This window comes from Pseudomonas sp. SM4, from assembly GCF_051913165.1.
GTDB lineage: Bacteria > Pseudomonadota > Gammaproteobacteria > Pseudomonadales > Pseudomonadaceae > Aquipseudomonas.
Genome location: NZ_JBODOE010000007.1, coordinates 26107 through 44994 on the forward strand (window position 1 = coordinate 26107; position 18888 = coordinate 44994).

Sequence of the window (18888 nt, forward strand, 5' to 3'; positions counted from 1 at the left end):
ACTGAACATGCCCGCAGCAAACGCCGCAAGTCCCTGGTACAAGCATCTTTGGCCATGGATCATCATCGGGATTCTGGCCTGTTCGGTGACCCTGACCCTGTCGATGGTGACCATCGCGGTGAACAACCCGGACAACCTGGTCAACGACAACTACTACGAGGCCGGCAAAGGCATCAACCGTTCGCTGGACCGTGAACTGCTCGCGCAGAACCTGAAGATGCGCGCCAATGTGCATCTGGATGATCTCACCGGTGAAGTCGACCTGCGTTTGAGCGGCGACAGCCAGCCGAAAACCCTTGAGCTGAACCTGATCTCGCCGACCCAGCCGGAGAAGGATCGCAAAATCGTCCTGACCCGCAGCGAAACCGAAGCGGGTCGCTACATCGGCCAACTCGGCGACAAGGTCGAAGGTCGTCGCTTTGTCGAACTGCTCGGCAGTCAGGATGACCACGTCTGGCGTATGTTTGAAGAAGAGCTGGTCAGCCACGACAAGGACCTGCTGCTCGGCGACGAACCGCTGCAAGGCGCCGAAGACCTCAAGAAGTAACCCTGACTCTGATCGTTCCCACGCTCTGCGTGGGCACGCAGCCAGGGACGCTCCGCGTCCCAGCCGAAGCGGACGCAGAGCGTCCGGGGAGGCATTCCCACGCGGAGCGTGGGAACGATCATCGGAACACGTGCCATGACCACCCCACTCCCCTGCTACCACTGCGCCTTGCCCGTCCCCTCCGGCAGTCGCTTCACCGCTGTCGTGCTCGGCGAGTCCCGCGAGTTCTGCTGCCCGGGCTGCCAGGCGGTGGCCGAAGCCATTGTGGCCGGTGGCCTCGAACACTATTACCAGCACCGCAGCGAAGCCTCGGCCAACCCTGAAGCGCTGCCGGTGCAACTGGTCGATGAGTTGGCGCTGTACGACCGCGCCGACGTGCAAAAACCGTTCGTTCGCCATGAAGGCGATCTGGCCGAAACCACCCTGCTGATGGAAGGCATCAGTTGCGCGGCCTGCGGCTGGCTGATCGAGAAACACCTGCGCACGCTGCCCGCCGTCGCCGAGGCGCGCCTGAACCTGTCCAACCATCGCCTGCACGTGAGCTGGGCCGACGCACAATTGCCGCTGAGCCAGATCCTCGCCGAACTGCGCCACATCGGTTACGCCGCCCACCCGTATCAGGCCGACCGCGCCAGCGAGCAACTGGCCAGTGAAAATCGTCTCGCCCTTCGCCAACTCGGCGTGGCCGGGCTGCTGTGGTTCCAGGCGATGATGGCGACCATGGCCACCTGGCCCGAATTCAACATCGACCTCAGCCCTGAGCTGCACACGATTCTGCGTTGGGTAGCGCTGTTCCTGACCACACCGATCGTGTTCTATAGCTGCGCACCGTTCTTCAAAGGGGCGATGCGCGATCTGCGCACACGGCATCTGACCATGGACGTCTCGGTGTCGTTGGCCATCGGCAGCGCCTACATCGCCGGGATATGGACATCGATCAGCGGCGTCGGCGAGTTGTATTTCGACGCGGTCGGCATGTTTGCCCTATTCCTGCTCGCTGGGCGCTATCTGGAACGTCGCGCGCGTGAACGAACCGCCGCCGCCACCGCCCAACTGGTGAACCTGCTACCCGCCTCATGCCTGCGGCTGGACAGCACCGGTCAGAGCGAACGCATCCTGCTCAGCGAATTACGCCTGGGTGATCGAATTCTGGTGCAACCGGGTTCGATCCTGCCGGCAGACGGCAAGATCATCGACGGCCAGTCGAGCGTCGATGAATCGCTGCTGACTGGTGAATATCTGCCGCAACCACGCACGCTCGGCGATGCAGTCACTGCCGGCACCCTCAATGTCGAAGGCGCCTTGACCGTTGAAGTGCAGGCGTTGGGGCAGGACACTCGATTGTCCGCCATCGTTCGTTTACTCGACCGCGCCCAGGCGGAGAAACCGCGACTGGCGGAAATCGCCGACCGCGCCGCGCAATGGTTCCTGCTTTTGTCGTTGATCGCGGCGGCGGCCATCGGTCTGTTGTGGTGGGAACTGGACTCGTCGCGAGCGTTCTGGATCGTCCTCGCGATGCTGGTCGCGACCTGCCCTTGCGCGCTGTCGCTGGCGACGCCGACGGCGTTGACAGCGGCCACCGGCACCCTGCACAAACTCGGTCTGCTGCTGACGCGCGGGCATGTGCTGGAAGGTCTGAACCAGATCGACACAGTGATTTTCGACAAGACCGGCACCCTCACCGAAGGCCGCTTGGTGTTGCGTTCGATTCGCCCGCTCGGCGCACTCGACAGCGATCAATGCCTGAGCCTCGCCGCCGCTCTGGAAAACCGCTCGGAACACCCGATTGCCCGCGCGTTCGGCCGTGCACCGCTGGCCGCCGAAGAAGTCCACAGCACGCCGGGACTCGGCCTCGAAGGGCTGGTGGGCGAGCAGCGGCTGCGTATTGGTCAGGCGGATTTTGTCTGCGCCCTCAGTGGCGTTGCGGCACCGCCGATGCCGGACGAGGCGGGACAATGCTTGCTGTTGGGCGACGCTCACGGGCCGCTGGCCTGGTTCGTTCTCGATGACCGCTTGCGTGACGACGCCCCTGCTCTACTTGCCGCGTGCAAGGCGCGGGGCTGGCGCACGTTGCTGTTGTCCGGCGACAGCTCGCCGATGGTCGCCAGCGTCGCCGCCGAACTCGGTATCGACGAGGCGCGAGGCGGCTTGCGCCCCGATGACAAGCTGCAAGTCCTGCAACAGCTGCACAAGGAAGGTCGCAAGGTGTTGATGCTCGGCGACGGCGTGAATGACGTGCCGGTGCTGGCGGCGGCCGACATCAGCGTGGCCATGGGCTCGGCCACTGACCTTGCGAAAACCAGCGCCGATGCGGTGTTGCTGTCCAATCGCCTCGATGCCCTGGTGCAAGCCTTTACGTTGGCGCGACGCACCCGCCGGGTAATCATCGAGAACCTGCTGTGGGCCGCGCTGTACAATGGCCTCATGTTGCCGTTCGCCGCCCTCGGCTGGATCACTCCGGTGTGGGCGGCGGTTGGCATGTCGATCAGTTCGTTGACCGTGGTGCTCAACGCTTTGCGCCTGACTCGCCTGCCGGGTTCGCCGCACGCCAGCACCCGATCGCCAACCCGCCCGCTGCCGGCCTGAGCCGCGCGGGCCTGGAGTACAGATGCCAGCTCTCTACGTGATGATTCCGGCCGCGTTGCTGATCGTCGCCATCGCCGTGTACATCTTCTTCTGGGCGGTGGACAGCGGTCAGTACGACGACCTCGACGGCCCGGCGCACAGCATCCTGTTCGACGATCAGGACCCGAAACACACCGCTGCCGTCGACGAAGTGAACGCCAGCAAACCGGACGACAAGGCCCCTCCCCATGCTTGAACTGGCGCCACTGCTGGTCTCGGCACTGATTCTCGGTTTGCTCGGTGGCGGCCATTGCCTGGGCATGTGCGGCGGCTTGATGGGCGCACTGACCCTGGCGATTCCCAAGGAGCAGCGCAGTCGGCGTTTTCGCTTGTTGCTGGCGTATAACCTTGGGCGAATCCTCAGCTACGCCACAGCCGGACTGCTGATCGGCCTGGCCGGATGGGCGGTGGCCAACAGCCCCGCCGCGCTGTTCATGCGCGTGCTGGCCGGGTTGCTGCTGATCGCCATGGGTTTGTATCTGGCCGGCTGGTGGAGCGGGCTGACGCGCATTGAAAGCCTCGGGCGTGGGCTGTGGCGTTACATTCAGCCGGTGGCCAACCGTTTGCTGCCGGTGTCGAGCCTGCCACGTGCGTTGCTGCTTGGTGCGTTGTGGGGCTGGCTGCCCTGCGGGCTGGTTTACAGCACGTTGCTGTGGTCGGCGAGTCAGGGTAATGCGCTGGACAGTGCGTTATTGATGCTCGCTTTTGGCCTCGGCACCTGGCCGGTGTTGCTCGCCACCGGGCTTGCGGCCGAGCGGGTGACGGCGCTATTGCGCAAGCGCAGCGTGCGCATGGCCGGTGGTTTGCTGGTCATCCTGTTCGGCATCTGGACATTGCCCGGCCCGCACCAGCATTGGCTGATGGGGCATTAAAATCAAAAGATCGCAGCCTGTGGCAGCCCCTACATTGGAATGTGTCCCCCTGTAGGAGCTGCCGCAGGCTGCGATCTTTTGCTCTTGTGCTGTTGATGCAAATCAACAGCCCCACCGCCGCACCCCGATAGACTCGCCACACTGCCAGCCTATCCGGGGGAATGCCCGCATGCTCGACGCCATTCGTTGGGACACTGATCTGATCCGCCGCTACGACCTGGCGGGGCCGCGCTACACCTCGTATCCGACGGCCGTGCAATTCAACAGTCAGGTCGGCACCTTCGACCTGTTCCATGCCCTGCGCGACAGCCGCAAAGCCCTGCGCCCGTTGTCGCTGTACGTGCATGTGCCGTTCTGCGCGAACATTTGCTACTACTGCGCCTGCAACAAGGTCATCACCAAGGATCGCGGCCGTGCGATGCCGTACCTGCAACGGCTCGAACAGGAAATCCAGCTGATCGCCTGCCACCTCGACCCTGCGCAAAAAGTCGAGCAACTGCACTTTGGCGGCGGCACCCCGACCTTTCTCAGCCACGATGAACTGCGCCAGTTGATGGCGCACCTGCGCAAGCACTTCAACCTGCTGGAGGACGACTCCGGCGATTACGGCATCGAGATCGACCCGCGTGAAGCCGACTGGTCGACCATGGGGCTGCTGCGTGAACTCGGTTTCAATCGCGTCAGCATCGGACTGCAAGACCTCGATCCGGCCGTACAACGCGCAGTCAATCGCCTGCAAAGTCTGGAAGAAACCCGTGCCGTCATCGATGCCGCGCGCACCCTGCAATTTCGCTCGATCAACGTCGACCTGATCTACGGTTTGCCCAAGCAGACGCCGGACAACTTCGCCCGTACCGTCGAGGAAGTCATCAGCCTGCAACCGGACCGGCTCTCGGTGTTCAACTATGCGCACTTGCCCGAGCGCTTCATGCCGCAGCGGCGAATCAACGGTAACGAACTGCCAAGCCCGGCTCAGAAGCTGGAAATGCTCCAGCGCACCATCGAGCAACTGACCGCCGCCGGGTACCGCTACATCGGCATGGACCACTTCGCCCTGCCGGACGACGAACTGGCCATCGCTCAGGAAGAGGAAACCCTGCAACGCAACTTCCAGGGCTACACCACCCACGGTCATTGCGATTTGATTGGTCTGGGGGTTTCCGCGATCAGCCAGATCGGCGACCTGTACTGCCAGAACAGCAGCGACCTCAACGAATACCAGAACACCCTCGCCGCCGCACAACTGGCGACCAGCCGTGGCCTGGTGTGCAACGCCGATGATCGCCTGCGCCGAGCGGTGATCCAGCAATTGATCTGCAACTTCAGCCTCGACTTCGCCGAGATCGAACAGCAGTTCAACGTCGATTTCCAGGGCTATTTCGGCGCGCTGTGGCCGCAATTGCAGGGCATGGCCAACGATGGCCTGATTACTCTCGATCGCGAACGCATCGAGGTGTTGCCGGCCGGACGCCTGCTGGTGCGCGCGGTGTGCATGGTCTTCGACGCATATCTGGAACAGCAGAACCGTCAGCGCTTCTCGCGGGTGATTTAGTTCTTCATCAGCAGCGAGGCTGTTTTCATGGTTTGTTCCGGGGTCAGGTTCGACTGATTCATGACTTTGGACAAGGACAGGTTGGCGGTGATCAAGCCATTGTTCAGTGCAGCAATGGCGCCTTTGAGCGCGGCGAGTTTGGCGATCTTCTCTTCGGTGGACAGGGTCTTGTCGGCCATGACCGCTTTGATACGGGCGTTCTTCTCGGCAATCTGTTGTTGCAGTTGGCGGATCATTTTCAGCAGTTGCTGGATGTTTTCCGGCAAGCCGCTTTCTTCGATGTCGCGGTTGTCGCCGCCTGAGCCGGCGGACTTGTGGATGGCGGCACCGGACAGCGACACTTTGACGCCCTCGACCAAGGTCGGGCTTGTCAGCAGCGACGATTCACCGTCCTGCTCGTGATCAACCGTGTTTCGGCTGGTTTCCAGCAACGATGCAACGCCGCTGTTAGCGGGGCTTAGCGTACCGATAGCGGCCATCGAAGCGTTCCTTGTATGCGTTCTGATACCTGTTTATCGGCGGCATGTCCTGCGGCTTTATAGCCGTAGGACAAAGTCGCCGCAGACTGGCCTGAATGTCCTCCTGTGGGTTACCCTTACGGCTTATGTGTGTTTTCCCACAAGGATTTAAGAAATGTCCGAGCCAGTTAAACTGCGCGCTCACAACCAGGCCCATTGCAAGGATTGCAGCCTGGCCCCTCTCTGCCTGCCACTTTCTCTGAATCTGGAAGACATGGATGCGCTGGACGAAATCGTTAAACGCGGCCGCCCGCTGAAAAAGGGTGAGTTCCTGTTCCGTCAGGGCGACACGTTCGATTCCGTTTATGCAGTACGCTCCGGCGCCCTGAAGACCTTCAGCCTGAGCGACAGCGGCGAAGAACAACTGACCGGTTTCCACCTGCCGAGTGAACTGGTCGGCCTGTCCGGCATGGACACCGAGAAACACCCGGTGTCGGCCCAGGCGCTGGAAACCACCTCGGTCTGCGAAATCCCCTTCGAACGTCTCGACGAACTGGCCCTGCAACTGCCGCAGCTGCGCCGCCAGTTGATGCGCGTAATGAGCCGTGAAATCCGCGACGACCAGCAAATGATGTTGCTGCTGTCGAAAAAAACCGCCGACGAGCGCATCGCCACGTTTCTGGTCAACCTGTCGGCACGCTTCCGCGCTCGCGGCTTTTCGGCCAACCAATTCCGCCTTGCAATGTCGCGTAACGAAATCGGCAACTACCTCGGTCTGGCCGTGGAAACCGTGTCTCGCGTGTTCACCCGCTTCCAGCAAAACCAGCTGATCGCCGCCGAGGGCAAGGAGATTCATATCCTCGACCCGATCCAGCTCTGCGCGCTGGCCGGTGGCTCGCTCGAAGGCTGATCTCGATCCGCGGTTGAGCGAAGCGTTTCAGCCGCGGGTATACTGCGCCGTTTGCAGCCCTGCCAGGACACCTCGACGATGGTCTTCGACTCCTTCGACATCAAATCGCTTATCCGCCCCGTGATCGACTTCCCGAAACCGGGCGTGATCTTTCGCGACATCACCCCGCTGTTCCAGTCGCCGACGGCCCTGCGCCTGGTGATGGACAGCTTCGCCCACCGCTATGTGGAAGCCGACTTCACCCACATCGGCGCGATGGATGCCCGTGGTTTCCTGATCGGCTCGGTGCTGGCGTATCAGTTGAACAAGCCGCTGGTGCTGTTCCGCAAGCAAGGCAAACTGCCGGCCGACGTGCTGGCTGAAGGTTACGCGACCGAGTACGGCGAAGCGTTCCTCGAAGTACACGCCGACAGCCTGTGCGAAGGCGACTCGGTGGTGATGTTCGATGACTTGATCGCCACGGGCGGCACGCTGATTGCGGCGGCCAACCTGATTCGCCGGATGGGCGCGCGGGTGCATGAGGCGGCGGCGATTATTGATTTGCCGGAGTTGCAGGGTTCGCAGCGCCTGGAAGACATGGGTATCCCAACGTTTTGCCTGACGCAGTTTGCGTTGACTGATAAGTAAGCGGCGATTTCACTGACGCCATCGCTGGCAAGCCAGCTCCCACAGTGATTTCGGTCGTTCACAAATTTTGTGTACGCCAAAGACACCTGTGGGAGCTGGCTTGCCAGCGATGACGCCAGTTGCTTCACCAATTATTCAAAGCCCCATCTGCTTGCTGATGATCTCGTTCATCACCTCTCGCGTACCGCCGCCAATCGACAGAATGCGGTTATCCCGATACAACCGCTCCACCAGACTCTCGCGCATGTAACCGAGTCCACCGAGAATCTGCACCGCTTCCGTGGTGATCCGGTCCGAAGTGTCCGTGGCAAAGTTCTTCGCCATGCAAATCTCCTTGATCACACTCTGCCCCGCCGCCATTTTCGCCGCCTGCCGGTAAGTGAACTCACGCGACACCTCCAACGCCGTGGCCATCTCGGCGAGGCGATGCTTGATCACCTGAAACTTGCCAATGGGCTTGCCAAACGCTTCGCGCTCACGCGCCCATTTCAGGCTCTGCTCCAGTGCAAGCTGGGAAGTCATGTTGGCCATCAGCGCCAGCGCCAGGCGTTCACTCTGAAAGTTGCCCATGATGCAGGCGAAGCCCATGTTCTCGGCACCGATCAGGTTTCCTACAGGCACACGGCAATCGGCGAAGAACAATTCAGCGGTGTCCGACGCCCACCAGCCCATTTTCTTCAGCTGGCGGCCGACGGTGAAGCCCGGCGTACCCTTCTCGATCAGCAACAGACTGATGCCGGCAAAACCCGGCGCACCGGTGCGCACCGCAACGGTGTAGAAGTCGGCGCGTACGCCGCTGGTGATAAAGGTCTTGCTGCCGCTGACGCGATAGACGTCACCTTCACGCACGGCGCGGGTCTGCAGGTTGGCGACGTCCGATCCACCGCCCGGTTCGGTCACGGCCAGGGCGCTGATCTTTTCGCCGCTGAGCACTTGCGGGACGACGCGATCGCGTACTTCGGGGCGCGCCCATTTGACGATCGGTGGCAGACCGATATCCAGTGACCCCAGCCCCGCCACCAGGCCGCCAGAGCCGCAGCGCATCAGTTCTTCACTGGCGGCGACCTTGGCGAACAGGTCGCCTTCATGGCTGCCACCGAGCGCCTCTGGGTAACCGATACCGAGTATTCCGGCGGCGCCCGCCTTCAGGTACAGCTCACGGGGGAAACTTTCGGCCTCTTCCCACTGATCAATGTCCGGCAGGATCTCGCGTTCGACGAAACGTCTGACGCTGTCGCGGACCATTTGGTGGCTGGGGTCGAAGTATTCCTGAAAGGCAGGCATGGGCGAGCTCCACGGAAGGGTTCGCCGACGTTAACCGAGCGCTTGCTTGGTTTACAAGATACAGAAGATCAAAAGATCGCAGCCTGCGGCAGCTCCTACAGGGAAATGCATTCCAATGCAGGAGCTGCCGCAGGCTGCGATCTTTTGATTTTTATCAGAGGGAAATCGGTTTACGCCCGGCAAACGAATGCGCCAGCGTGCCGCCATCGACCAGCTCCAGCTCGCCGCCCAACGGCACCCCATGGGCAATCCGCGAGGCGATCAGGCCTTTGCTCTGCAACAACTGCGCGATGTAGTGCGCCGTGGCCTCGCCCTCCACCGTCGGGTTGGTCGCGAGGATGACTTCAGCAAACGTCCCCGCCTCTTCGATCCGCGCCATCAATTGCGGAATGCCGATCGCCTCAGGCCCCAGGCCATCGAGCGGCGACAAATGCCCTTTGAGCACAAAGTAGCGCCCACGGAAACCGGTCTGCTCGACCGCGTAAACGTCCATCGGCCCTTCCACCACGCACAGCAACGTGTCGTCGCGGCGGGTGTCGGCGCATTGCGGGCACAAATCGTCTTCGGTCAGCGTGCGGCACTGGCGGCAGTGCCCGACGCCTTCCATGGCCTGGCTGAGTGCCTGCGCCAGACGCAAGCCGCCGCTGCGGTCACGCTCGAGCATCTGCAACGCCATGCGCTGGGCGGTTTTCTGACCGACGCCCGGCAAAGTGCGCAGGGCGTCGATCAGTTGGCGAATCAAAGGGCTGAAGCTCATGGGTAAAAAGTCCGACAAAACAACGAGACGCGGTTTATACCCGCGCCTCTGGCCAGCGTCAAATACTCAGTCCTGGGCGACCTTCACCACCAGTTTGCCGAAGTTGCGCCCTTCCAGCAGACCGATAAACGCTTCAGGCGCCTGCTCCAGGCCTTCGACCACGTCCTCGCGGAATTTGACCTTGCCGTCGCGCACCCACGGCACCATGTGGCTGACGAACTCCGGCTGACGATCACCGTAATCGTCAAACACGATAAAGCCCTGGATGCGCACGCGCTTGGTCAACAGCGTACGTTGCAGCATCGGCAGGCGATCCGGGCCTTCAGGGGCTTCAGAGGCGTTGTAACCGGCGATAAGGCCGCACAGCGGAATGCGTGCCTTCGCGTTGAGCAACGGCACGACCGCGTCGAATACATGGCCACCGACGTTTTCGTAATAGATGTCGATACCGTCGGGGCAGGCCTCGGCCAGTTTTTCGGCGAAGTCAGGAGCCTTGTGGTCGATGCAGGCGTCAAATCCCAGCTCTTCGACAACGTATTTGCACTTCTCGGCGCCGCCGGCCACGCCAACCGCACGCAAACCTTTGATTTTCGCCACTTGGCCGACCACCGAGCCCACCGCACCGGAAGCCGCGGCGACCACAAGGGTCTCGCCTTCTTTCGGCTGGCCGATGTCCATCAGGCCCATGTACGCGGTCGTGCCGGGCATGCCCAGGACGCCGAGGGCCATCGACGGGCTCGGCAACCCCGACGGGATCGGGATGATGTTGCGGCCGTCACTGATGCTGTGGCTTTGCCAGCCTGTGGCACCGACCACCAGATCGCCTTTATGAAACTTCGGATGACGCGAATCCTCGACACGGCTGACAGCGCCACCGGTCATCACCTCGCCGATTTGTACCGGGGCGGCGTAGGACGGTGCATCGCTCATGCGCCCGCGCATGTAGGGGTCGAGGGACAGGTAGAGGGTTTTCAGCAATACCTGGCCGTCCTGCAGATCCGGCAGCGCTTCGCGTTCGAGGCGGAAGTTTTCCGGTGTCGGCGCGCCAACCGGGCGCGAGGCGAGGACGAAGCGTTGATTGAGGGTAAGAGGATCGGACATGTCAGCGTCTCCTGTGAATGATGAATTCAGCGGGTATAGGGAGCAGACCGTTGCGGCTTTTGCGCGTTCGATGTTTCGCACGACATTCATGTAGGAGCTGCGGCACGCTGCGATCTTTTGATCTTGATTTTTTGGTTTAAAGATCAGGATCAAAAGATCGCAGCCTCGTTGCACTCGACAGCTCCTACAGGGTGCTCTGGTGATGGGCCGGAAACAAAAATGCCAGGCGCGAGGCCTGGCATTTTGTGTAGCTCATCTGCCGCCGCTTGGCGAATCAGAATGGCAGTTTCATACCCGCAGGCAGGTTCATGCCGGCAGTCATGCCGCCCATTTTTTCCTGGCTGCTGGCTTCGATCTTGCGCACGGCGTCGTTGACGGCGGCAGCCACAACGGCTTCGAGCATTTCTTTGTCGTCTTCGCTCAGGCCTTCAACCAGGCTTGGGTCGATGCTCACGCTTTTGACGTCGTGACGACCGGTCATCACCACGGTGACCATGTCGCCGCCGGCCTTGCCGGTGACTTCAGCGTTGGCCAGTTCTTCCTGCATCTTGGCCATTTTTTCCTGCATCTGCTGCGCCTGCTTCATCAGGCCGGCCATGCCACCTTTCATCATGGGAATCACCTCAAAAGTACTTGGATCAAAACAGCGCCCGGCCATCGCGGCCGAGCGCCTTCAGATATTAGCCTTGGGCGACCAAGGCATCGACAGGTTCAATAGTATCGTGTCGCACCACCGCGCCAAACTGCTGAACCATCTGCTGGATGAACGGATCGCCGTGGATCGACTCCTCCGCTTCACGCTGACGGTTCACGCGTTTACGGGACGCCGCCTGGGCCGGGGTTTCCTGTTCGGGCTTGATCAGCTCCATGGTCAGCGTCAGCGTGCGGCCGTGGTACTGATTCAATGCATCGTTGAGACGACGCTGTTGAGTGGCGTTGAACAGTGCGCTGTGCGCCGGGTCCAGGTGCAGCAGCCAGTGATCGCCATCGACGGCGATCAACGTGCAGTTGGCGGCGATACTCCCGGTCATGCCGGAGATCGGCAGTTTCGGGAACAGCTCCAGCCATTGCAACGCCAGACCGGTCGCTGGCGCGGCAGCAGGCTCTGGCTCAGGTTCCGGGGCGGGTTCGGCAGCGTGTTCACTGGCCAGTTCGTCAAGGTAGCTGTAGGCCGAATCGAGGTCCGGCTCGATGTAATCCTCGTCCAGCGGCGGCTCGTCGTCCCCGTCCATGCCCGGTGTGGCGGCGTCGACGTCGGCGACTGATGGCTCAGGGATAGGCGCAGCGGCCCACTCCGGCGCGTCTGGGACGACGCTGTCCGGGGTCGGCAACGGCATCGGCGGCAATTCGGGCTGCTCGGCGGCGGTTTCCAGCATGGGCTCGACGGCTGGCTGCTGTTCTGGCTCAGCCTCTGGCTCGGCCTCTACGGGATCGTTCCACGGCAGATCGACGACGGCTTCGGCGACCGCTTCGGCGATAACGGGCGCCGGCTCAGGCTCTGCAACAGGAGCAACCGGCGCAGGCGCGGGCTCGGGTGCCGGTGCAGCCACTGGCTCAGGAACTTGCGCAGGCATCGGTGTCGGTGCAACAGCCGCAGCAACTACCGGCGCAGGCTTGGGCGCGGCAGCCACTGAATTTGCGGAATCAACTGTGGCCTGGCTGATCCCCACTGGCTTTAGCGGTTGCCTCGGGGCGTCCGCCGTATCAGCGGGCCGGAAGGCGAGCATCCGCAGCAGGACCATTTCAAACCCGCCGCGCGGGTCCGGCGCCAACGGCAAATCGCGGCGGCCGATCAGGCCCATCTGGTAATAGAACTGCACATCTTCAGCCGGCAAGGCTTGTGCCAGTGCCAACACGCGATCGCGATCGCCATGGCCGTTGTCGACGCCTTCCGGCAGCGCCTGAGCGATGGCCACGCGGTGCAACACGTTGAGAATTTCCGAGAGCACGCCATTCCAGTCCGGGCCCTGCTCGGCCAGGTGACGCACCGCTTCAAGCAGCGCCTTGGCGTCGCCTTCGATCAACGAATGCAGGACGTCATAGACCTGACCGTGATCCAGCGTGCCGAGCATCGCCCGCACGTCGGTGGCAAGCACCTTGCCTTCACCGAAGGCGATGGCCTGATCGGTCAGGCTCATGGCGTCACGCATCGAACCGTCAGCGGCGCGACCGAGCAGCCACAGTGCATCGTCTTCGAACGGCACGTTTTCGGCGGTCAGGACGTGGGTCAAATGTTCGACCACACGCTCCGGCGTCATGTTCTTGAGGGAGAACTGCAGGCAGCGCGACAAAATCGTTGCTGGAAGTTTCTGCGGGTCAGTGGTCGCGAGGATGAACTTGACGTACGGCGGCGGCTCTTCGAGGGTTTTCAACAGCGCATTGAAAGAATGGCTGGAAAGCATGTGCACTTCGTCGATCAGGTAGACCTTGAAGCGCCCACGGCTTGGCGCGTACTGCACGTTGTCGAGCAGCTCGCGGGTGTCTTCGACCTTGGTGCGGCTCGCGGCGTCGATCTCGATCAGGTCGACGAAACGGCCCTCGTCGATTTCACGGCACACCGAGCACTCGCCGCACGGGCTGGAAGTGATACCTGTTTCACAGTTCAGGCATTTGGCAATGATCCGCGCAATCGTGGTTTTACCCACCCCGCGCGTACCGGTAAACAGGTACGCGTGGTGCAGCCGCTGGCTGTCCAAGGCATTGATCAGAGCCTTGAGCACATGGGTCTGGCCGACCATTTCGCGGAACGAGCGCGGACGCCATTTACGTGCAAGAACCTGATAACTCATCGAAAACCGTCGCAGCGAAGGAAGCAGAAGCGGCTAATGCTAGCGGAGCAAGGGCAAAATTGCATCCGGTGTCCTCGTCTAATGTGGCTAAGCTGCATCAGCAGAGGCTTTTATCGGCTCAGGAGCGGGAATTACCGGAGCGTTTATGCGTTGGGCCTTGGGGGCACTGCTGGCAATCAGCCTGAGCGTGACGGCAGCGGAACCGCCGTTGCGCTTCGCCATGCCCGACAGTTGGGCGATGCCGATGGTGCAGTTCGAGCGCGGCCGCCCGACGCAGGGCATTCTTTACGACCTGATGCTCAGCCTGGCCACGCAGGTCGGCGTACCGGCCGAGTTTCACGTGCTGCCGCGCGCCCGCGTGCAGACGGCGATGGAGCATGGCGAGATTGACGTGCGCTGCTATGCCGCGCAGTCGTGGCTGCCGAATCAGTCGGGGGATTACATCTGGAGTCTGCCGCTGTTGTTTCAGCGCGATCTGCTGATCAGCCGCAAGGATCAGCCGGCCAGTGCCGATCCCGCTCACCTGCCCCGCCAATCCATCGGCACCGTCCTTGGCTACACCTACCCGACTCTGCAACCGCTGTTCGATGCCGATCGCCTGCAACGTGAAGATGCGCGCAATCAGGAGCAGGTGCTGGAGAAGCTGCTGGCCGGGCGTTATCGCTATGCGGTGAGCAATCAGTGGACGCTTGACTGGTTCAATCAGCGCCTGATGCCCGCACAACAACTGCAAGGTGTCGCCGTGTTGCAGGAACAGAAAGTCGGTTGTTACGTGAGGAATGATCCGAAAGTGCCGGTGCAGCGGATATTGCGCACGTTGCTGCGGATGCAAATGTCGGGGGAGATTGATGAGATTATCCGGCTCTACACCGGCCACTCCGACAACACCCCGTAACCTTGTGGGAGCTGGCTTGCCAGCGATTGCGGATTTTCAGTGAAATAGATGAACTTGACCCACCGCTATCGCTGGCAAGCCAGCTCCCACAGTATCCTCATCAGCAGTGGGATTTGTGTCGGGACGGCAAATCGCAGACACAAAAAAACCGCAGTGGGCGAAACCCATGCAGTTCTGGTTGAAGCGTTCGATTGTTCGTTAAGGTGGTAACCCCACCAGCCACACCCCGGCACACAATGTTCCCGCTGTGGCTGCTGCCTTCCGGCTCTGACCAGGTTCACGGGTAATCGTTGCGGGGGGACCGATGGGGTCACCATAACGACGCTTGCCTGTCGGCGAGCCGCGCCATTGTACCTATCTGAGACGAAGTTACAACCGTTGGTTGCAGATTAAAAATATGAATCGCTTCAAGGACATAAAGATCGTCCGATCGCGGCCCGAGCCTGCGGCAGCTCCTACATGGATGCGCGTTCACCTGTAGGAGCTGCCGCAGGCTGCGATCTTTTGACCTTATAGCGCCAACACCTCGTCCGCCCTACCGCCCGCCTGCTGAATCACCAGATGAATAAAGTGCAACTTGGCAATCGCCGGCGCCGGCAGCACGAACGGGTAGAAATCTGGCTGCCCCATGCTGCGTGACAGTTCATTGAGCATCCCGGCCAGCTCGATCCATGCGTTGACGAACGACAGAAACGCCTCGCCGCCGGGATGTTCCGGGTCGTACAGCGTGCTGGTCGGAAACGGCTGGTAGTCGAAATCCATTTCCCGCGCGCTCATGCCGAAGCCCAGCGCGGTGTCCACCGCGTCCATCATGTGCAGGTAATGCGCCCAGGTTTCCGCCCAGTCTTCCCACGGGTGCATGGTTGCGTAGGCGCTGACGTAGTGCTGCGGCCAGTCGAGTGGCGCGCCCTGCTGGTAATGACGATCCAGTGCTTCGGCGTAACTGGCGCGCTCGTCGCCGAACAGACTACGAAACGATCCCAGCCATGGGCCGTTGGCGATCAATCGATCCCAGTAATAGTGGCCGACCTCATGACGAAAATGCCCGAGCAGCGTGCGATAGGGTTCGTGCATCTGCGCCCTCACCTGCTCGCGATGGGCATCGTCGGCTTCTTTGATGTCGAGGGTGATCAACCCGTTGGCATGGCCGGTCATCGGTGCGTTGCCCTGGAGGTCGACACCGATGAAATCGAACGCCAGGCCGGTGTCTTCATCCACGGTTTTCGGAATGACGGGCAGGCCGAGGGTGATCAGTTGCGCGACGAGGCGACGCTTGGCGATTTCGACTTTGCGCCAGCGCTCGGGGTTTTCCGGGTCGGACAGGTCGGGGATGGTGCGGTTGAGGCTGCAGGCGACGCACAAAGCGTCGTCAACGCTGGCCGGCAGCAGCCAGTTACACGCGGCCGGGGTGTCGAGGTTGGCGCAGCGGCGATAGAGCCCTGCGTCGGGACCGGCATCCAGTGTCCAGGTGCCGTTCTCCGCGCCGGGCGACAGCGAGGTGATGCGGCTTTCTTCCGGTTGGTAGCCAAGCAACGCATTGCAGGCCAGGCACTGGCTGTTGCGAAAGAACAACGACTGGCCGCAGCGGCACGGCCAGACTTTGCTGTTGCGTGAGGATTCGGCCATGAACGGCGCGATGATGCGAGAACTGAGCTGCTCGAAAAAGCGGTGCATGGCGATCTCTCCCTGGGGCTAGCCAAGACTAGATCATTCCCATGACAACATCGTTCCCACCCATAACGGTGCAACCAGGTGATTGCACCATTGTGGCGAGGGGATTTATCCCCGTTGGGTTGCGAAGCGACCCCAAATCCATACAACGCGGTTAGTCAGATGTACCGCGTTGTACGGTTTTGCGACGACTGCGTCGCCGAACGGGGATAAATCCCCTCGCCACAGGGTTTTGTGTCAGACCTGAAGGCCAGGGTTTTGTGTCAGACCTGAAGGCCATGGGCTTTGTGTCAGACCTGAAGGCCGTGGGTTTTGTGTCAGACCTGAAGGCCATGGGTTTTGAGGAAGGCGATGAAGGTTTCTTCGTCCATCACTTTCACGCCCAGCTCATTGGCCTTGGTCAGTTTGGAACCGGCACCAGGGCCTGCAACCACACAATGAGTCTTCGCCGAGACCGAACCGGCAACCTTCGCGCCCAGGCTTTCCAGGTGATCCTTGGCGACATCACGGCTCATCAACTCGACCTTGCCCGTCAGCACCCAAGTCTCACCGGACAGCGGCAAGCCTTCGACGACTTTCTTCTCGCTCTGCCAATGCATGCCGAAATCACGCAGCTGCTTCTCGGAGGCCTCGGCCAGTTGCCGGTTCTCAGGCAAGGCAAAAAACTCGCGAACCGAATTCGCCTGTTTCTCCGGCAACGCCTGACGCATGTCCAGCCAGTCAGCGTTCATCACCGCCTCCAGCGAGCCAAATTTGTCCGCCAGTTTCTGCGCGCCACCAGGGCCGACCGAAGGAATGTGCAATTTGTCGAGGAAACCACCCAGCGTGGTACTGGCCGCGAATTCCGCTCCCAACTCACCCTGATCCTGAATCTGCAAACCATGGCCGAGCAACTCGGTAATCACCTGCTGGTTATGCGCATCTTCAAAGAAGCTGTGAATCTCGTGCGCCACTTCCAGACCGACATCCGGCAGATACGTCAGCACTTGTGGCAACGCCTGCTGCACCCGCTCCAGCGAACCCAGCGAGCGCGCCAGCACCTTGGCGGTCTCTTCGCCGACATCAGGAATGCCCAGCGCATAGATGAAGCGCGCGAGGCTCGGCTTCTTGCTGTCCTCGATGGCCGCCAGCAGCTTGTTACTGGACACCTCGGCAAAACCTTCGAGATCGACGATGTCGTCGAACTTCAGCGCATACAGATCGGCCGGCGAACTGACCAGACCCTCATCGACCAGTTGCTCGACGCTCTTGTCGCCAAGGCCTTCGATGTCCATTGCCCGGCGCGAGACGAAGTGAATGATCGCCTGCTTTAACTGCGCACCACAGGCCAGACGCCCGACGCAGCGATACACAGCGCCTTCGCTGATGGTTTCCTTGCCCTTGCTGCGCTTGATCAGTTGCGTGCGCTCAACGTGCGAGCCGCACACCGGGCAGCTCTCCGGGATCTGCACCGCGCGTGCGTTTTCCGGGCGGCGATCCATGACCACTTGCACCACTTGCGGAATCACATCACCGGCACGGCGAATGATCACGGTGTCGCCGATCATCAGGCCCAGACGCGCGACTTCGTCCATGTTGTGCAACGTGGCGTTGGCCACGGTGACGCCAGCGACTTTGACCGGCTTCAGACGCGCGACCGGCGTGACAGCGCCGGTACGACCGACTTGAAATTCCACGTCGAGCAGCTCGGTGAGTTCTTCCATCGCCGGGAATTTATGCGCGATCGCCCAACGCGGTTCGCGGGCGCGGAAGCCCAGTTCGCGCTGATCGGCAATGCTGTTGACCTTGAACACCACGCCGTCGATTTCATAGGTCAGCGCGTTACGGCGCGCGCCGATGTCGCGGTAGTAATCCAGGCACTCGTCGATGCCTTTTGCCAGTTTCAGCTCATGGCTGATCGGCATGCCCCACTTCTGCAACTGCTTGAGGTTGCCGATGTGGGTGTCGGAAATATCGTGGGAGACCTGACCGATGCCGTAGCAGCAGAATTCCAGTGGCCGGTTGGCGGTAATCTTCGAATCGAGCTGACGCAAGCTGCCGGCCGCTGCGTTGCGCGGGTTGGCGAAGGTCTTGCCGCCGACTTCCAGTTGCGAGGCGTTGAGGCGCTCGAAACCGGCCTTGGACATAAACACTTCACCGCGCACTTCCAGCGTTGCCGGCCAGCCTTCGCCGTGCAGCTTCAGCGGGATATTGCGCACGGTACGTACGTTGACGCTGATGTCTTCGCCGGTGGTGCCGTCGCCGCGCGTGGCGCCGCGTACCAATACGCCGTCCTGATACAGCAGGCTGACCGCCAGGCCATCGAGCTTCGGCTCGCAGCTGTATTCCACCGCCGCACTGCCGCCAAACAGATCGCCGACCGGCAGATCCAGACCGTCGGTGACGCGGCGATCAAACTCGCGCATGTCGCTTTCTTCAAATGCGTTGCCGAGGCTGAGCATCGGCACTTCGTGACGCACCTGGGTGAACGCGGTGAGCGCCACGCTGCCGACGCGCTGGGTTGGCGAGTCGCTGGTGATCAGTTCCGGGTTGGCCGCTTCCAGCGCCTTGAGCTCGTGGAACAACCGGTCGTACTCGGCGTCCGGAATGCTCGGCTCGTCGAGGACGTGGTAACGGTAGTTGTGCTGATCGAGTTCAGCGCGCAGTTCTAGGATGCGGTTTTTGGCGGCGGTCATGGGTGTTCTCTCATAAAGCAAAAGAGCAGCCGAGGCTGCTCCAGTTTCATCCTTAAAAAGATCGCAGCCTCGTTGCACTCGACAGCTCCTACAGGATCGCGATCCTCTGTAGGAGCTGCCGCAGG

16 protein-coding genes and 1 other RNA gene are annotated in these 18888 nt (G+C 61.4%); 8 read left to right on the top strand and 9 right to left on the bottom strand.

The features are described from left to right. Nucleotides 1-7 precede the first annotated feature (7 nt). From ACQ4MY_RS14535 to hemN, 5 genes are all read left to right on the top strand, one after another. Nucleotides 8-547, top strand: coding sequence for a FixH family protein (locus ACQ4MY_RS14535; protein WP_158834595.1), 540 nt, complete (start codon nucleotides 8-10; stop codon nucleotides 545-547). Between the two features lie 135 nt (nucleotides 548-682). After that, nucleotides 683-3133 (top strand): heavy metal translocating P-type ATPase, encoded by a 2451-nt coding sequence (locus ACQ4MY_RS14540; RefSeq protein WP_440095620.1) that lies wholly within the window; start codon nucleotides 683-685, stop codon nucleotides 3131-3133. 22 nt (nucleotides 3134-3155) lie between these two features. Continuing rightward, on the top strand, nucleotides 3156-3368 hold the full coding sequence (gene ccoS, locus ACQ4MY_RS14545; RefSeq protein WP_008088809.1) for a cbb3-type cytochrome oxidase assembly protein CcoS: 213 nt from the start codon (nucleotides 3156-3158) through the stop codon (nucleotides 3366-3368). After that, entirely contained in the window at nucleotides 3361-4044 is a 684-nt protein-coding gene (locus ACQ4MY_RS14550; protein ID WP_039770036.1) for a sulfite exporter TauE/SafE family protein, read from the top strand. Before ccoS ends, ACQ4MY_RS14550 begins: the two co-directional genes overlap by 8 nt. Before the next feature lie 169 nt (nucleotides 4045-4213). Next, nucleotides 4214-5596, top strand: coding sequence for an oxygen-independent coproporphyrinogen III oxidase (gene hemN, locus ACQ4MY_RS14555; RefSeq protein ID WP_440095622.1), 1383 nt, complete (start codon nucleotides 4214-4216; stop codon nucleotides 5594-5596). On the opposite strand, the gene ACQ4MY_RS14560 is transcribed toward hemN, so the two are convergent. Further along, entirely contained in the window at nucleotides 5593-6075 is a 483-nt protein-coding gene (locus ACQ4MY_RS14560) for a hypothetical protein (protein WP_158834583.1), read from the bottom strand. The two genes, hemN and ACQ4MY_RS14560, sit on opposite strands and share 4 nt — an antisense overlap. A gap of 154 nt (nucleotides 6076-6229) precedes the next feature. Here ACQ4MY_RS14560 and fnr point away from each other — a divergent pair, with 154 nt between their 5' ends. Both fnr and ACQ4MY_RS14570 read left to right on the top strand, forming a co-directional pair. Further along, on the top strand, nucleotides 6230-6964 hold the full coding sequence (fnr, locus tag ACQ4MY_RS14565; protein ID WP_008088813.1) for a fumarate/nitrate reduction transcriptional regulator Fnr: 735 nt from the start codon (nucleotides 6230-6232) through the stop codon (nucleotides 6962-6964). Nucleotides 6965-7042: 78 nt separating this feature from the next. After that, nucleotides 7043-7591 (top strand): adenine phosphoribosyltransferase, encoded by a 549-nt coding sequence (locus ACQ4MY_RS14570; protein WP_007918333.1) that lies wholly within the window; start codon nucleotides 7043-7045, stop codon nucleotides 7589-7591. A gap of 135 nt (nucleotides 7592-7726) precedes the next feature. On the opposite strand, the gene ACQ4MY_RS14575 is transcribed toward ACQ4MY_RS14570, so the two are convergent. The 5 genes from ACQ4MY_RS14575 to dnaX all read right to left on the bottom strand — a co-directional run bounded on the left by ACQ4MY_RS14575 (nucleotide 7727) and on the right by dnaX (nucleotide 13522). Continuing rightward, the gene (locus ACQ4MY_RS14575) at nucleotides 7727-8875 is read right to left on the bottom strand and encodes an acyl-CoA dehydrogenase family protein (protein ID WP_440095623.1); all 1149 of its coding nucleotides are present in this window, start codon (nucleotides 8873-8875) and stop codon (nucleotides 7727-7729) included. 154 nt (nucleotides 8876-9029) lie between these two features. After that, on the bottom strand, nucleotides 9030-9632 hold the full coding sequence (recR, locus tag ACQ4MY_RS14580; RefSeq protein ID WP_440095624.1) for a recombination mediator RecR: 603 nt from the start codon (nucleotides 9630-9632) through the stop codon (nucleotides 9030-9032). Between the two features lie 66 nt (nucleotides 9633-9698). Further along, nucleotides 9699-10733, bottom strand: coding sequence for an NADP-dependent oxidoreductase (locus tag ACQ4MY_RS14585; RefSeq protein ID WP_440095625.1), 1035 nt, complete (start codon nucleotides 10731-10733; stop codon nucleotides 9699-9701). A gap of 274 nt (nucleotides 10734-11007) precedes the next feature. Next, on the bottom strand, nucleotides 11008-11346 hold the full coding sequence (locus tag ACQ4MY_RS14590; protein ID WP_008088817.1) for a YbaB/EbfC family nucleoid-associated protein: 339 nt from the start codon (nucleotides 11344-11346) through the stop codon (nucleotides 11008-11010). Nucleotides 11347-11413: 67 nt separating this feature from the next. Next, nucleotides 11414-13522, bottom strand: a complete 2109-nt coding sequence (gene dnaX, locus ACQ4MY_RS14595) for a DNA polymerase III subunit gamma/tau (protein WP_440095626.1) — start codon at nucleotides 13520-13522, stop codon at nucleotides 11414-11416. A gap of 145 nt (nucleotides 13523-13667) precedes the next feature. On the opposite strand from dnaX, the gene ACQ4MY_RS14600 reads away from it, so the two are divergent. Continuing rightward, nucleotides 13668-14417, top strand: a complete 750-nt coding sequence (locus ACQ4MY_RS14600; protein ID WP_440095627.1) for a substrate-binding periplasmic protein — start codon at nucleotides 13668-13670, stop codon at nucleotides 14415-14417. Nucleotides 14418-14627: 210 nt separating this feature from the next. On the opposite strand, the gene ffs is transcribed toward ACQ4MY_RS14600, so the two are convergent. The 3 genes from ffs to ligA form a co-directional block, all read right to left on the bottom strand. Then, an RNA gene (gene ffs, locus ACQ4MY_RS14605) (signal recognition particle sRNA small type) lies at nucleotides 14628-14724 on the bottom strand. 203 nt (nucleotides 14725-14927) lie between these two features. Then, entirely contained in the window at nucleotides 14928-16091 is a 1164-nt protein-coding gene (locus ACQ4MY_RS14610; RefSeq protein ID WP_440095628.1) for a zinc-binding metallopeptidase family protein, read from the bottom strand. Between the two features lie 314 nt (nucleotides 16092-16405). Beyond that, nucleotides 16406-18763 (bottom strand): NAD-dependent DNA ligase LigA, encoded by a 2358-nt coding sequence (ligA, locus tag ACQ4MY_RS14615; protein ID WP_440095629.1) that lies wholly within the window; start codon nucleotides 18761-18763, stop codon nucleotides 16406-16408. Nucleotides 18764-18888: the final 125 nt, after the last annotated feature.